The sequence below is a fragment of the Gillisella terrae genome, from assembly GCF_004801395.1.
Taxonomy (GTDB): Bacteria; Pseudomonadota; Alphaproteobacteria; order Rhizobiales; family Rhizobiaceae; genus Allorhizobium; species Allorhizobium terrae.
This window is the reverse complement of sequence record NZ_SSOA01000001.1, coordinates 775,497-791,258: the sequence shown is the minus strand read 5'-3', so window position 1 is coordinate 791,258 and position 15,762 is coordinate 775,497. Positions and strand designations below refer to the sequence as shown.

The following is a 15,762-nucleotide window of genomic DNA, read 5'->3' as shown; positions in this document are numbered from 1 at the left end:
TTAACGGCGATATGTGTGCGGAGGCCCTGTTTATAGAGTAGAACCAAATTGAGGATCGCGGGCTGTTTTGAAGCCCACGCCGCGTTCAGACAATCCGGTTAGCGCGGGTCGATATCACCCCTCGCCCACATCTCCATGGTCTCCGCCTTGAAGTCTTCAAACCGGCCCTCGGCGATGGATTTGCGGATACCCTGCATCAACTCCTGATAATAGGAAAGATTGTTCCAGGACAACAACATGCCACCCAATGCTTCATTGGAGCGAACCAAGTGATGCAGATAAGCGCGGGAGTAATCGCGCGCAGCCGGGCAAGAAGATTGCTCATCCAGCGGCCGCATATCCTCGGCGTGGCGGGCATTGCGAATATTGACTTTGCCGCGACGTGTGAATGCCAGACCATGACGGCCAGAGCGCGTTGGCATGACGCAGTCAAACATGTCAACACCCAGCGCTACAGACTTCAACATGTCATCCGGCGTGCCAACGCCCATCAGATAGCGCGGCTTTTCTGATGGCAAAGCCGGCAAAGTGATATCCAGCATGCTCAACATCACATCCTGCGGCTCACCCACCGCCAGACCACCCACGGCATACCCCTTGAGATCAAGCTGCTTAAGGCCTTCCGCAGAGCGAATGCGCAACGCGGGCTGATCGCCACCTTGCACAATACCAAACATTGCTTTGCCTGGCTGCTCGCCAAAGGCAACGCGGCAACGCTCTGCCCAGCGCAACGACATTTCCATGGCACGCTCAATTTCGCGCGGCTCGGCAGGCAGGGCCACGCATTCATCCAACTGCATCTGGATGTCACTATCGAGCAGGCCCTGAATTTCAATGGAGCGTTCCGGCGACATGTGATGATAAGAGCCGTCGATATGGCTTTTAAAGGTCACGCCCTGCTCATCCAGCTTTCGCAGGCCCGAGAGCGACATCACCTGAAAACCACCCGAGTCGGTCAAAATTGGCTGAGGCCAACGGATCAGCTCATGCAGGCCGCCAAGGCGCGCAACGCGCTCAGGGCCGGGGCGCAGCATCAAATGATAGGTGTTGCCAAGAATAATATCCGCCCCGCCCTCGCGCACCTGATCAAGATACATGGCTTTAACCGTGCCAACAGTGCCAACCGGCATGAAAGCCGGGGTGCGAATCGTGCCGCGCGGCATCGAGATTTCGCCAAGGCGCGCCTTGCCGCTGGTGGCTTTGAGGGTGAAGGTAAATTTCTCGGACATGGGTCAGTCGTCTTTCCGGAAGAGAAGGCTGGAATCGCCGTATGAGTAGAAGCGGTAACCGGATTGGATAGCGTGCTCATAGGCGGCGCGCATGGTGTCCATCCCCGCAAAGGCCGACACCAGCATGAATAGCGTGGATTTCGGCAGGTGAAAATTGGTCATCAGCATATCGACCGCCTTGAAACGATAGCCGGGCGTGATGAAAATGCCTGTCGCCCCCGACCAAGGCAAAACCTGCCCATCGTCGCTGGATGCACTCTCCAGCAAGCGAAGCGAGGTGGTGCCAACGCTGACGATCCGCCCGCCACGCGCTCTGACAGCGTTCAACGCATCGGCTGTGGCCTTGGAAACATGGCCAATTTCCTGATGCATTTTGTGGTCATTGGTATCATCGGCTTTGACCGGCAAGAATGTGCCTGCACCAACATGCAGGGTCACAAAATGACGCTCAATACCGGCTTTGTCCAAGGCATCAAACAGCCCAGGCGTAAAATGCAAGCCCGCAGTGGGGGCGGCAACGGCGCCTTCTTCGCGGGCGTAGATGGTTTGATAGTCCTGTCTGTCCTGCCCGTCTTCAGGTCGCTTGGCCGCGATATAGGGCGGAAGTGGAATGTGGCCAACAGACGCAATCGCCTGATCCAGTTCCGGACCGGAGGCCTCGAACACCAGATCTATTTCGCCAGCCTCACCCTTCAAAGCGACCGTGGCCAGCAATCCGTTGAAATCGATAGAATCGCCCTGCTTGATGCGCTTGCCGGGACGCGCAAAAGCCTTCCAGCTATTGGCCGCCACGCGCATATGCAAGGTGCAGGACACGGGCGTGCGCTCCGCGCCTTCGCGCAATCGCACACCTTCAAGTTGCGCCGGAATGACCTTGGTGTCGTTGAACACCAGAGCATCCCCCGCTTTTAAGAATGAAGGCAGGTCAAACACCTGCCGATCTTCCAGCATCGGCTGCCCATCGGGCCGCACCACGAGAAAACGCGCATGATCGCGCGGGCTGGCGGGCCGCAGCGCAATATTCTCTTCAGGGAGATCAAAATCAAACAGGTCTACACGCATGATACCGCAACTGAATTTGAAACGCGAAAAACCCGCCCCGGCGTGATCACGCCGGGGCGGGTTCATGAATAGGCCCCAACTCAGGCGTCGGCAGCAACTTTCATCGACACAATCGAGTCAGGATCGGCGACAGGTTCGCCCTTCTTGACAGCATCAATCACGTCCATGCCTTCAATGACCTGACCCCAAACGGAGTATTGCTTGTTCAGCCAAGGTGCATCGGTGAAGCAGATAAAGAACTGCGAGTTGGCAGAGTTCGGGCTTTGCGAACGGGCCATGGAGCATGTGCCGCGAACGTGTGGTGTTGCCGAAAATTCAGCCTTGAGGTCTGGCTTGTCGGAGCCGCCCATGCCAGCGCGACCGGGGTTGAAGCTCTCGCCACCCTTCTTGCCAAACTTCACGTCGCCGGTCTGGGCCATAAAGTCAGCAATAACGCGGTGGAACACAACGCCGTCATAAGCACCTTCGCGCGACAATTCCTTGATGCGCGCAACGTGGCCCGGAGCCAGATCGGGGAAAAGGGCGATAACCACCTTACCCTTGGTGGTTTCCATGATGATGGTGTTTTCCGGATCTTTGATCTCGGCCATGTTTCTCTCCTTGGCTTTTCGGGCTGATCACCCGGTTTTTGCTGCCTCTCCTTGCCATTTCGTCATACCGAAAAGCAAGACAAAGGCAGTGGAAATATTGTCATGCTGCCCAAAGGCCGCAATTATTTACGCCCCAAAGTCACCTTGATCATGCGATCCGGGCTGCTCACTTCGCCATTGCCGCCCTCGCCACGCTTGATCTTGTCAACAAACTCCATGCCCGACACCACTTTGCCAACTACAGTATACTGTCCGTTCAGGAAGCTGCCGGGGGCAAACATGATAAAGAACTGCGAGTTGGCAGAATTTGGATCTTGCGAACGCGCCATGCCCACCGTGCCGCGTTCAAACGGCACCTTTGAAAACTCGGCAGGAATATTGGGCAGTTTGGAACTGCCAGTGCCAGCACGGCTCTTGTCAAAGCCGTTTTTCATATTGCCATACTGCACATCACCAGTCTGGGCCATGAAGCCGTCGATAACGCGATGGAAGGCAACATTGTCATATTGCCCTTCTTTCACCAGTGTTTCAATCTGGGCAACATGCTTGGGTGCGACTTCGGGCATGAGCTGAATGACCACAGGGCCATCTTTCAGCTGAATTGTCATATAATGATCAGCCGCCTTGGCTGCCGTGGTCAATGTCGACAGAGCAAGAAGACCGGCAAATGCAAAAGACAGAATTTTCATGATGGCTCCGTAAGTGTGTAAAATATCTCAGGCACTGCGCCTGGACGTCAGCGCCTTTAAAACGGGCTTAGGCACAAAAGCGCTCACATCGCCGCCCATTGCCGCGATTTGCCGGACCAATGTGGCCGTTATGGGCCGAGATGCCGTGCCTGCGGGAATAAAAACCGTTTGAACATCCTGCGCCAATTGGCGATTCATACCGGCAAGCTGCATTTCATAATCAAAATCTGAACCATCCCGCAGTCCACGCACCAGCAAATTTGCTCCGAACTTTCGCGCCGCATCGACCGCCAGACAATCGAATGAAACCACAGAAACATCAGCTTCTCGCTTAGGCAAGGCATCAGCGAGACATTGCCGGATCAGATCGGCGCGTTCATCGAAGCTGAACATCGGGGCTTTTCCGGGATGAATGCCAACCCCGACAACAACATGGGATGCCACGTTCAGAGCCTGAACCAAAACATCGAGATGACCATTGGTCATCGGATCAAAAGAACCCGGATAAAAGGCTGTGGTCATGATGAGGCCCTGCTGCTTTATGCATGCCTTTTGTCATGGAAGCCCATGCACTGCAAGGCTTTGTCTGAACAGGTTTGTTCATATTTATGGCGCGCTCCTCGGCGCCCGCCCCATGAACGCCACCTGAACGACGCATTCAGGCGGGCTTCAAAACAGAGCAGCTATAACAGCATCATGTTCAACCAGACAGCCAAGAGAGATTGAAATGCTTGCAGTATTTTTGATTTTCGCGGCCATCTCGGCACTTTTTATCGAAGTGTTTGTGGATTGCCTGGACGACCATCGCAAGGAGACACTCTTTCACAAGGCGCATTAGATGAACGCGAGATGAACGGAGTGTTAAGGACAGCTTCAGCAGCACACTTGTAAAAAGGGTGCAATGCACAACGGAACATGATGTGGGTCTCGCTAGTTCGGCTTGAGACTTCACGTTTCAAAAAGGATTGATTCAATGCTTGATAAAGTGACGATGATTAACTTGGTTTGGACCGCAATGATCGGCGCAATGCTTGCAACCAGCATCACCTTTCACATGAAGGATCAGAAAATGGCCTCCATGTATGGCCCACAGATCACAGCGAGCTACGACAGCTTCAACCGTTGATCGTCAAATTTGACGGTCGGGTTCGAGCACAATCACGACGATAACCTCTCGTGTTGACCCTAACTGGTTCACAGGTTTTATGTTTGGCGTCCAATCATTCTGATGCCAAACCTGAATAACAATAAAAACCAGCAGGCCATCGGCTGCTGGTTTTTTTATGCAATGTCACATTACAGCGCCTCTCACCAAATATGGCGCACGGCGCTGTAACACATTCAAGTTACTGCATAATTCCTTAAATCGATTCCGATTTAAGGAATTATGCCGTAAGAAAAGAACGGCCACAGCCGATTATCGCATTGTGCCTGGTCTGGCCTTGCCTTTCACCAGCCGCAGCGTCAGGCCGTAGCCCTCAGTATGCATATCGGCATAGCCTTCCTTGAACTCGAAATAATAATACATGCCCGGAAGAAAAGGCGTTTTTGTCAGGTATTTTGCGCCCTCGCCATTGTCCACCTGCGGCACATCCGGAAAAACACGCACATCAATAGCATAGCCCTTGCAAATGCGCCGGTCCAACAGGGTTTGCAGCTCTTCTCCGCTTGGAACTCTCCACGCCCCCTCCATCGATTTGGCCGCGGCCGCGGCACTCTTGAGAGAAAAAACGCCAGCCTCTCCCTGACATGTTCCGCTTTCAAACTTCATTCCGACAGCACATCTTTGCCAAATCAATCCCGTTTTCATGTCTGTCGCAAGACCATCGCTTATGTGAAAGCGTGTGCCAGCAGCGCCTTGGCAATTGCCTTTTTCGGCAGCCACCGCCAAGCCGGGATGAATAACCACAACCGCAATGATGAACGTGAAAAAATGAGAAAGATCCATGATGCCAAATCCAGATGTACACCCGGCTTGAAACAAAAACTCGCAGCCAACAAAAAAGCGGCCAAACCGGCCGCTTTTTATAAATTTTAATGCAGAAGTTAAATGTCGTCTGCTGGAGGTTCGTCAGCGGCCGCAACGACGGTTTCGACACCAGCCTCAAGCTCGTCTTCTTCACCTTCCGGCTCACTGATCCGCTCAACCGACACGACTTTCTCATCCTTGGCGGTGTTGAAGATCGTCACGCCCTTCGTCGCGCGGCTGGCGATGCGAATGCCATCCACCGGCACCCGGATCAACTGGCCCTTATCCGAAACCAGCATGATCTGATCCTTGTCTTCCACAGGGAAGGCAGCAACCAACTGACCAATTTCAGCAGTTTTGGACGTATCCGTGGCGCGAATGCCCTTACCCCCACGACCGGATGTGCGGAAATCGTAAGAGGAAGACCGCTTGCCGATACCGCGCTCGGAAATCGTCAACACGAACTGTTCGCGTGCCTTCAATTCCTGATAACGCTCTTCGGACAGGTCGCCGATTTCACCGACTTCTTCACCCACAAGCGCAATATCATCTTCTTCGATGCCGCTGGCGCGACGCTCGGCAGCAGACCGCTTCAGGTAAGCTGCGCGCTCCCAAGGCTCGGCATTCACATGCCCAACAATGGTCATCGAGATAATACGATCACCCGGCTGCAAGGTGACACCACGAACGCCAACCGAGTTACGGCCAGCAAAGACGCGCACTTCATCGACCGGGAAGCGGATCGCCTGGCCAAGCGCTGTGGTCAGCAGCACATCATCATCAACCGTACATGTCTCGACGGAGAGGATTTCATCACCCTCTTCATCCAGTTTCATGGCGATCTTGCCATTACGATTGACCTGCACAAAATCCGACAGCTTGTTACGACGCACCGTTCCTCGGGTCGTGGAGAACATCACATCGAGGTTTTCCCAGCTTGCCTCATCCTCAGGCAGCGGCATGATGGTGGTGATGCGTTCACCCGCCTCCAGCGGCAGCATGTTGATCAATGCCTTGCCGCGAGATTGCGGGGTGCCGATTGGCAGGCGCCATACCTTTTCCTTATAGACAATACCACGCGACGAGAAGAACAGCACCGGCGTGTGGGTATTGGCAACAAATAGCCGGGTAACAAAATCTTCATCCCGCGTTGCCATGCCCGAACGGCCTTTACCGCCGCGACGCTGCGCACGGTAGGTGGTCAGAGGAACACGCTTGATATAGCCCAGATGGGAAACAGTGACGACCATGTCTTCGCGGGCGATGAGATCCTCATCGTCCATGTCCGGACCGCCTTCCATGATCTGGCTGCGGCGCGGGGTGCCAAACTCGTCACGAACGGCAATCATCTCTGCCTTGACGATATCCTGAATACGCTTACGCGACGACAAAATATCAAGGTAATCAGAGATTTCCGCGCCGATCTTATTCAGTTCTTCGTCAATTTCGTCGCGACCCAGAGCCGTTAAACGGGCAAGGCGCAATTCCAAAATCGCACGGGCCTGCTCTTCAGACAGGTTATACGTATAATCCTCATTGATTCGATGACGCGGATCATCAATCAATTTGATCAAGCTATCGACATCGGACGCAGGCCAACGGCGCTCCATCAACTGTTCGCGCGCCGTCTGCGGATCAGGAGCGTTGCGGATCAGTTTGATGACTTCATCAATATTGGCAACGGCAATTGCCAAGCCAACCAGCACATGCGCGCGGTCACGCACCTTGCGCAACAGATACTTCGTTCTCCGGCTAACAACCTCCTCACGGAAGTTGACAAAGGCACGCAGCATGTCCAGCAGCGCAAGCTGCTCTGGCTTGCCACCGTTCAACGCCACCATGTTGCAGCCAAACGAGGTTTGCAGCGGCGTATAACGATAAAGCTGATTGAGAATTACATCGGCATTGGCATCACGCTTAAGCTCGATCACGACGCGATAGCCCTGACGGTCGGACTCATCGCGCAAATCGGAAATGCCTTCGATACGCTTGTCGCGCACCAATTCGGCCATTTTCTCGATCATCGTCGACTTGTTCACCTGATAGGGGATTTCGGTGATGATAATCTGCTCACGGTCGCCACGCATAGGCTCAACGCGGGCAACGCCGCGCATGATCACAGAGCCGCGCCCGGTTTCATAGGCCTGCTTGATGCCACTGCGGCCAAGGATCAACGCGCCGGTTGGAAAATCCGGTCCGGGAATAATCTGCATCAATTCCGGCAATTCGATAGCCGGGTTATCCATCAATGCCACGCAGCCGTCGATGACTTCGCTCAGATTGTGCGGCGGAATATTGGTCGCCATGCCGACAGCAATACCGCCAGCACCATTGACGAGAAGATTTGGAAACTTTGCGGGCACAACGACAGGCTCAGAAAGAGTGCCGTCATAATTGTCGCGAAAATCAACCGTTTCCTTGTCCAGATCATCCAGAAGCGAATGAGCAGCTTTCTGCAACCGGCACTCAGTGTAGCGCTCGGCCGCTGGCGGATCACCATCGACGGAGCCGAAATTGCCCTGCCCGTCGATCAGCGGCAAACGCAAGGACCAGTCCTGCGCCATACGCGCCAGCGCATCATAAATCGCCATATTGCCGTGCGGATGGTATTTACCCATCACGTCACCGGTAACACGGGCGCATTTGACGTATTTCTTATTCCAGTCAATACCAAGCTCGGACATGCCGAAAAGAATACGGCGATGGACGGGCTTCAATCCGTCTCTTACGTCGGGCAGCGCACGGCTCACGATCACGCTCATGGCGTAATCGAGGTAGGAACGCTGCATCTCCGTCATAATCGAGATGGGTTCGATATCGGACGGCGTTTTACCGCCGGGGGTGGTTTGTTCAGTCAAAACGGGTCACGCCTGTTAGAATCACTCAGCTTTTTATAGCGGAAAGCCCCTTCCCGCGCCATTTTTCTCCATGGTTTTGAACAGGCTTTTGCGGCTATGACAAGGCATTTCTTAAGCCTCATCGCGCTATCTTGCGAAATGGGCTATATCCCGGTCTAAATAAATGTTCAAAAAGGAGAAAATCCATGGCCACCACAGAAATTCTCCTCAATGCCTTTACCACGTTGCTGGTAACGCTCGATCCGCCCGGCCTTGCGCCGCTGTTTCTGGGCCTGACACGCGGCATGACACGGCAACAGCGCAAGCAGGTTGCCTTTCGTGGATCTCTGATTGCGCTTTGCATTCTGTCGGTGTTCGCGATTTTTGGTGCAGGCATTCTTGGCGCTTTGGGAATTTCAATCGGCGCATTCCGCATTGCTGGCGGTCTGATGCTCTTTGCCATCGCTTTTGAAATGATCTTCGAGAAACGGCAGGAACGCAAAGAAAAAACATCAGAAGACGCCATCACCCGCGACCACATGCAGAATATCGCCGCTTTTCCCCTCGCCCTGCCGCTGATTGCAGGCCCCGGAGCCATTTCGGCAACCATTCTGCTCGCAGGTGCACTTCCTGGGCCGGTGGAGCGCATGGGGCTTCTCGCTGTTATCGCCCTCAGCGTTGGTGTGGTGCTGATGGCCATGATTATTGCCGATCGCCTGGACCGGTTTTTGGGGGTTACAGGCCGCGCCATCCTGACACGCCTGCTGGGGGTCATTCTGGCCGCCTTGTCCGTGCAATTCGTGCTGGACGGTATCAAGGCGACATTCGGCCTCTAAAATTATGCAGCACATTAAAAGTTTTGCAGCACCGTGCGCCATCTATGGTGCACGGTGATGCAATAACCATCAGCTTCAACCCGTCGCTTTATCAGAACGGGATATCGTCATCCAGGTCGCGCGAGAAGCCGCCAGACGGCGCGCTGGCACCACGACCCGATGATGCACCGCCGCTACGGCTAGGGGCTGAAGGCGCTGAACCATAATCATCATAGCCACCACCGCCAAAATCATTGCCGCCACGGCTTGCACCGCCGCCTTCGCCACGACCGCCGAGCATGGTCAGCGTTGAATTGAAGCCCTGCAGCACGATTTCCGTGGAATAACGGTCGTTGCCGGTCTGGTCCTGCCACTTGCGAGTCTGGAGCTGACCCTCAATATAAACCGTTGCGCCTTTTTTGAGATATTGCTCGGCAACTTTGCAGAGACCCTCGTTAAAGATTACCACACTGTGCCATTCGGTCTTTTCTTTGCGCTCACCGCTGTTACGGTCGCGCCAGGTCTCTGATGTGGCAATACGCAGGTTTGCAATCGGCCTGCCATCCTGCGTGCGACGAATTTCAGGGTCTGCCCCGAGATTGCCGATCAGAATAACCTTGTTGACGCTTCCAGCCATGATACTCACCTAACTGCCGCCACGGGGCGACTTACAAAACCTAATCAAAGTTAACCTTACCCCATACAGCCCCAACAATGGCAGGGCGAAGGAATGTAATCCACAACGAAAAATGTTCTTTATTTGTTCTAGATAATCGCTATGATCCTGTCAAGTGAATCAAAATTGGGTCGATAATGACGCTGCCTGTCTCGACAGAATGCCATTGTGATCTACATAAGGGCAGCAATCTTCCTGCTGACGCCCTCCCAAGTCGAGTTTTGTTATGAGCGAATTGAAAACGATTTCCATCCGCGGCGCGCGCGAACATAATCTCAAGGGCGTCGACCTTGATTTGCCTCGCAACAGCCTCATCGTTATGACCGGCCTTTCCGGCTCCGGTAAATCGTCGCTCGCCTTTGACACGATTTATGCAGAAGGACAGCGGCGCTACGTGGAAAGCCTCTCGGCCTACGCCCGCCAGTTTCTGGAAATGATGCAAAAGCCCGATGTGGATTTGATCGAGGGCCTCTCGCCAGCCATTTCCATTGAGCAAAAAACCACATCGCGTAATCCGCGCTCGACAGTCGGCACAGTCACCGAAATTTATGACTACATGCGCTTGCTGTTTGCGCGCGTGGGCGTTCCTTATTCGCCAGCCACAGGCCTGCCCATTGAGAGCCAGACTGTGAGCCAGATGGTGGATCGGGTTTTGGCTTTGGAAGAAGGTACTCGCCTTTATGTGCTGGCACCGATGATCCGCGGCCGCAAAGGTGAGTATAAAAAAGAACTCACCGAATTGATGAAAAAAGGCTTTCAGCGCGTCAAGATCGATGGCCAGTTCTATGAAATTGCCGAGGCTCCGGCTTTGGACAAAAAATACAAGCATGACATCGATGTTGTGGTGGACCGCGTGGTGGTGCGGCCCGATATGGCCGCGCGTCTGGCCGATAGTCTTGAGACCTGCCTTCGACTGGCAGATGGCCTGGCTGTTGCCGAATTCGCCGACAAACCATTGCCGCCGGAAGAAACGGCGGCAGGGGGCTCTGCCAACAAATCGCTGAACGAAACCCATGAGCGTGTTTTGTTTTCAGAGAAATTCGCCTGCCCAGTGTCCGGTTTTACCATTTCGGAAATCGAGCCGCGCCTGTTTTCGTTCAACAATCCTTTCGGTGCCTGCCCTTCTTGCGACGGACTGGGTTTTCAGCAGAAAATTGATGAATCCCTGATCATCCCAGAAGTCGACAAGCGTTTGAAGGAAGGCGCGATTGCCCCTTGGGCCAAGTCAACCTCGCCCTATTACGAGCAAACGCTGGAAGGGCTGGGCAAGGTCTATAATTTCAAACTCACCAGCAAATGGTCGGATTTGAGCGCAAGCGCGCAGAAAGTCATTCTGCACGGCACAGACGAGAAAATTACCTTCACCTATGCCGATGGCGAAAAGTCCTACACAGCCACCAAGACGTTTGAAGGGATCATTCCCAATCTGGAGCGGCGCTGGAAGGAAACAGACAGCGCCTGGGCACGCGAAGAGATTGAGCGCTACATGGCCGCAGCTCCCTGCCCGGCCTGCCATGGCTTTCGCTTGAAGCCCGAGGCTTTGGCCGTCAAGATCAATGGATTGCACATTGGTCAGGTTACTGAAATGTCGATCCGCGTGGCTGGGAGCTGGTTTGAAGCTTTGCCTGCTTTGCTGAGCGACAAGCAAAATGAAATCGCGCAGCGGATTTTGAAGGAAATTCGAGAGCGTCTGACCTTCCTTAATGACGTGGGGCTCGATTATTTGAGCCTGTCGCGTAATTCCGGCACCCTATCGGGTGGCGAGAGCCAAAGAATCCGCCTTGCATCGCAAATCGGCTCCGGCTTGACCGGCGTTCTTTACGTGCTGGATGAGCCTTCGATTGGTCTGCACCAGAGAGACAATGCCCGTCTTTTGGAAACGCTCAAACATCTGCGCGACATTGGTAATACCGTAATCGTCGTTGAGCATGACGAAGATGCCATTCTGGCCGCCGATTATGTGGTTGATATCGGGCCTGCTGCCGGTATTCATGGTGGCGAGGTGATCGCCAAAGGAACGCCTCAAGACATTATGGCGCATCCAAAATCGCTGACCGGCAAATATCTGACCGGCGAGCTCGGTGTGCATGTGCCCAACAGTCGACGCAAGCCCAAAAAAGGCCAACAGATCAAAGTGGTGGGCGCGCGCGGCAATAACCTGAAAAACGTCACCGCCGCCATTCCGCTTGGCGTGTTCACAGCCGTCACGGGCGTATCTGGCGGGGGAAAATCCACCTTCCTGATCGAGACGCTGTATAAGTCTGCGGCCCGCCGAGTGATGGGCGCGCGGGAAAACCCAGCTGAACATGACCGCATTGAGGGTCTGGAATTTGTGGACAAGGTGATTGATATCGACCAATCGCCGATTGGCCGCACGCCGCGCTCCAATCCTGCCACCTATACCGGTGCATTCACACCGATCCGTGATTGGTTTTCTGGCCTGCCGGAGGCGAAGGCGCGCGGCTATCAGCCAGGACGTTTCTCATTCAACGTCAAGGGTGGGCGGTGCGAGGCGTGTCAGGGCGATGGCGTTATCAAGATCGAGATGCACTTCCTGCCGGATGTCTATGTGACCTGCGATGTGTGCCACGGCAAACGCTATAACCGCGAAACACTGGATGTGACCTTCAAGGGCAAATCCATCGCGGATGTGCTGGATATGACCGTGGAAGAAGGCGTTGCCTTCTTTGATGCCGTTCCGGCTGTGCGGGATAAATTGAAGGGCCTTTTCGATGTGGGGCTTGGCTATATCAAGGTGGGCCAGCAGGCCAATACGCTCTCGGGTGGTGAAGCCCAGCGCGTAAAACTGGCCAAGGAGCTTTCGAAAAAATCGACCGGCCGCACCCTCTATATTCTCGATGAACCAACCACCGGCCTGCACTTCCACGACGTCGCAAAACTGCTGGAAATGCTACAGGAGTTGGTCAATCAGGGTAATTCCGTGGTGGTTATCGAGCACAATCTCGAAGTCATCAAGACAGCCGATTACATCATCGATTTTGGCCCCGAAGGCGGTGACGGCGGCGGGCAAATCGTCGCCCAAGGCACGCCGGAGGAGATTGTCAAAATCGATGCGTCTTATACCGGCCAATTCCTCAAAGAGCTGCTGGAGCGCCGTCCTATGAAGAAGACTGAAGCTGCGGAATAGAGCTTGGACTGTAGAGTGTGAGAGCCGCTTATGGGTGATCACCGTGAGGACAGTCAAACATGTATAACCGTGCCACCATTCGTGGTCGGCACTCTTCCCTGTGCCTCATTTGAATGGGGCAGGATGTGAGAAGGGCTAACAACCATGAGCGCTGGCAAAATACGAACAGGAATTGGCGGCTGGACCTTCGAGCCATGGGAAGGCACGTTTTACCCTGAAAAACTGGCAAAGAAGCGGCAGTTGGAACATGCCAGCCGCCAATTGACGGCAATTGAAGTCAACGGCACCTATTACTCCAGCCAGAAGCCCGCAACCTTTGCAAAATGGGCTTCTGAAGTGCCCAAGGATTTCGTGTTTTCCTTAAAGGCCAGTCGTTACTGCACCAATCGCAAAGTGCTGGCCGAGGCTGGACCTTCAATTGAAAAGTTTCTGGGTCAGGGCATTGCCGAGCTTGGTCCGCATCTTGGGCCGATTCTCTGGCAATTCATGGGGACCAAGAAATTTGAGCCTGATGATTTCGAAGCATTTTTAGCGCAGCTGCCAAAGACGCTGGATGGTCTACCTCTTCGTCACGTGGTGGAGCCACGTCACGTCAGTTTTCAGGTGCCTGAATTTATAGACATGTTGGCCCGCCATAACATCGCTGCCGTTTGCGCCGATCATCACGATTACCCGATGTTTGCCGACGTGACGGCTGATTTTGTCTACGCACGGCTGCAAAAAGGCGAAGACGAAAGAGCGACTTGCTATCCGGAAGACCAAATCGATGATTGGGCAAAACGATTCAAGGCCTATGCGGCGGGCGATATGCCTGAGGATTTGCCATTGATTGCCAGTGAGAGAAAAGCGGCAAAAGAGCCGAGAGACGTTTTTGCCTTCTTTATCACCGGCGGTAAAGTGAATGCGCCGGAAGGTGCGAGAAGACTTCAAAAAGCCGTTTCGATCTGAAGTGGGCGCACGGCTGCGGCCAGATCTTCAGCCGTCAGCCCTTCGCCAACGCGCAAAGCCGCCTCGCCGTGCATATAAACGCCTGCGGCGGCCGCCTCAAAAGCTGGCATACCTTGCGCCAGCAAGCCGCCAATAATGCCTGCCAAAACATCGCCTGAGCCTGCCGTTGCCAGCCATGGCGGGGCATTTTCATTGATCAACGCAGCCCCATCCGGACTGGCAATGACGGTGTCGGCACCTTTGTAAACTACTATCGCGTTGGAGCATTTGGCGGCAGCTTGGGCTTTTTGCACTTTGCCAAGGGTTTGGTCTTTGGCAATCTCGGGAAAAAGCCGGGCAAACTCGCCCTCATGCGGGGTCATAACCAGCTGTGTCGGGACATTTTTTGCAAAATACGCAAACAGATCCTGGGATTTATCCTTGAAAGAGGAAATGCCGTCCGCATCCAGCACCAATTTGCGATCCCGCAAGGCGAGAGCAAACGCGCGCGCCTTCTCACCAACGCCAAATCCCGGCCCAAGCACAAAAGCGCTCATTCGCGTGTCTTGCAAATAGTCACGCAAGGTAGAAAGATCATCAACCTCTTTGACCATCACCGCCGTGGTTTGGGCAGAGTTGACGGCCAATGCCTCAGCAGGCGCAGCAAGTGTGACCAAGCCCGCTCCCGCTTTCAATCCCGCCATGGCGGAGAGACGGGCGGCACCCGTCGCACTCATCGGCCCGGAAAAGACGGTGAGATGGCCGCGTGTAAATTTATAGGCCGACCCCGTCAATTTGGGCAAAGAACCCTCCCAGACCGAGGGCGTATTCACGGCGACCTCGCCTCTGTGAGCATCAAGGATGCGGTGCGGAATTCCGATACCGAAAACCTCCACAGACCCGCACAGCGCCCGCCCTGGCATCAGCACATGGCCGGGCTTTCGCGCCATGAAGGTCACCGTGTGGCAGGCCTGAAACGCCACGGGTCTAGGGTGACCTGTCAACCCGTCCAAACCAGAGGGTAAATCGACCGCGACGACCGGCACAGAGGCCGCATTGATCGCCTCTATAATCTCCACAACAGGCGGCTCCAGAGATCGCCCGAGGCCCGCGCCAAACAGGGCATCAATCACCAGATCACCGGAGCACGGCACATATTCGGCCAAGGGGCGCAGCTTGCCGCGATAAGCCAAAAAGGCAGAACTGGCATCACTTTTCAAAAGAGCCGGATCGCCCAGATGAAACACCTGGACATCCACGCCGGACATGCGCAACGCCTCTGCGGCAATGTAGCCATCGCCACCGTTATTGCCGGGTCCACACAGCACGGCCATTCGCATAGCGTCGGGAAAAAGCCGCAGTGCGGCAGCACTCACAGCCTGCCCCGCCTTTTGCATCAGCCCCAAACTGTCAATGCCAGAACGCGCGGCATCTCTATCCACGGCTGCCATGGCCGCAGGGGTGATCAGATGATAAAAAGAGCGCTGTTTCATGCCCCCATTAGAGGGCAAAGCGACGACGCAAAGCAAGCCATAAAAAAATCGATGTTAGGTCAAATTTTATGCATTTGCATTTTTAGTGGGCTATTTATTGTGCATTATTTTTGCGCATCCTGCTTCCTAATCGAAAAGAACGATCTTTTTAATAGTCACAAATTTTAGAGACTTACCTCTGGTGTTTTGCCGTGCTTTAGGCAAGACTGTGCCTGCAATGCGCGTGGTTTTCTGTTTTCTTCGCAATAAGTGAATAAAATTGGCACGGAAAGTGCATCAACGCAGGGCAAACAGGGTAAACCTGCATCAATGAGGGAAGCGGAGATA

At 54.3% G+C, this 15,762-nt stretch carries 13 protein-coding genes; 4 read left to right on the top strand and 9 right to left on the bottom strand.

The window, feature by feature from the left end; genetic code table 11:
- Window positions 1–98: 98 nt before the first annotated feature.
- The 5 genes from tgt to coaD all read right to left on the bottom strand — a co-directional run bounded on the left by tgt (window position 99) and on the right by coaD (window position 4,092).
- Window positions 99–1,229 (bottom strand): tRNA guanosine(34) transglycosylase Tgt, encoded by a 1,131-nt coding sequence (gene tgt, locus E6C51_RS03690; RefSeq protein ID WP_146930068.1) that lies wholly within the window; start codon window positions 1,227–1,229, stop codon window positions 99–101.
- Window positions 1,230–1,232: 3 nt separating this feature from the next.
- Window positions 1,233–2,291: a tRNA preQ1(34) S-adenosylmethionine ribosyltransferase-isomerase QueA gene (gene queA, locus E6C51_RS03685; RefSeq protein ID WP_190235094.1), complete on the bottom strand. Its 1,059-nt coding sequence runs from the start codon at window positions 2,289–2,291 to the stop codon at window positions 1,233–1,235.
- 80 nt (window positions 2,292–2,371) lie between these two features.
- A complete protein-coding gene (locus tag E6C51_RS03680) occupies window positions 2,372–2,881 on the bottom strand; it encodes a peptidylprolyl isomerase (protein WP_146930072.1) in 510 nt (169 codons plus the stop codon).
- A 122-nt stretch (window positions 2,882–3,003) separates the two neighbouring features.
- Window positions 3,004–3,570 carry a peptidylprolyl isomerase gene (locus E6C51_RS03675; RefSeq protein ID WP_146930075.1) on the bottom strand — a complete coding sequence of 189 codons (567 nt, stop codon included), beginning with the start codon at window positions 3,568–3,570 and terminating at the stop codon, window positions 3,004–3,006.
- A 27-nt stretch (window positions 3,571–3,597) separates the two neighbouring features.
- The gene (coaD, locus tag E6C51_RS03670; protein WP_190235042.1) at window positions 3,598–4,092 is read right to left on the bottom strand and encodes a pantetheine-phosphate adenylyltransferase; all 495 of its coding nucleotides are present in this window, start codon (window positions 4,090–4,092) and stop codon (window positions 3,598–3,600) included.
- 451 nt (window positions 4,093–4,543) lie between these two features.
- On the opposite strand from coaD, the gene E6C51_RS03665 reads away from it, so the two are divergent.
- On the top strand, window positions 4,544–4,696 hold the full coding sequence (locus E6C51_RS03665) for a hypothetical protein (RefSeq protein WP_186827649.1): 153 nt from the start codon (window positions 4,544–4,546) through the stop codon (window positions 4,694–4,696).
- 291 nt (window positions 4,697–4,987) lie between these two features.
- Here E6C51_RS03665 and E6C51_RS03660 read toward each other — a convergent pair whose 3' ends face one another.
- Window positions 4,988–5,518, bottom strand: a complete 531-nt coding sequence (locus E6C51_RS03660) for an Lcl C-terminal domain-containing protein (RefSeq protein WP_190235041.1) — start codon at window positions 5,516–5,518, stop codon at window positions 4,988–4,990.
- 98 nt (window positions 5,519–5,616) lie between these two features.
- The gene (gyrA, locus tag E6C51_RS03655) at window positions 5,617–8,397 is read right to left on the bottom strand and encodes a DNA gyrase subunit A (protein WP_190235040.1); all 2,781 of its coding nucleotides are present in this window, start codon (window positions 8,395–8,397) and stop codon (window positions 5,617–5,619) included.
- Between the two features lie 185 nt (window positions 8,398–8,582).
- Between gyrA and E6C51_RS03650 the strand changes: the two genes are divergently transcribed.
- The gene (locus E6C51_RS03650; RefSeq protein ID WP_146930087.1) at window positions 8,583–9,212 is read left to right on the top strand and encodes a MarC family protein; all 630 of its coding nucleotides are present in this window, start codon (window positions 8,583–8,585) and stop codon (window positions 9,210–9,212) included.
- Window positions 9,213–9,303: 91 nt separating this feature from the next.
- Here the strand turns inward: E6C51_RS03650 and E6C51_RS03645 are convergent, their stop codons facing one another.
- A complete protein-coding gene (locus E6C51_RS03645; protein WP_146930090.1) occupies window positions 9,304–9,828 on the bottom strand; it encodes a single-stranded DNA-binding protein in 525 nt (174 codons plus the stop codon).
- Window positions 9,829–10,093: 265 nt separating this feature from the next.
- On the opposite strand from E6C51_RS03645, the gene uvrA reads away from it, so the two are divergent.
- Window positions 10,094–13,015 (top strand): excinuclease ABC subunit UvrA, encoded by a 2,922-nt coding sequence (uvrA, locus tag E6C51_RS03640; RefSeq protein ID WP_190235039.1) that lies wholly within the window; start codon window positions 10,094–10,096, stop codon window positions 13,013–13,015.
- Between the two features lie 144 nt (window positions 13,016–13,159).
- Window positions 13,160–13,963, top strand: a complete 804-nt coding sequence (locus tag E6C51_RS03635) for a DUF72 domain-containing protein (RefSeq protein WP_190235038.1) — start codon at window positions 13,160–13,162, stop codon at window positions 13,961–13,963.
- Here the strand turns inward: E6C51_RS03635 and E6C51_RS03630 are convergent.
- Entirely contained in the window at window positions 13,942–15,435 is a 1,494-nt protein-coding gene (locus tag E6C51_RS03630; RefSeq protein ID WP_190235037.1) for an NAD(P)H-hydrate dehydratase, read from the bottom strand. The two genes, E6C51_RS03635 and E6C51_RS03630, sit on opposite strands and share 22 nt — an antisense overlap.
- Between the last annotated feature and the right edge of the window lie 327 nt (window positions 15,436–15,762).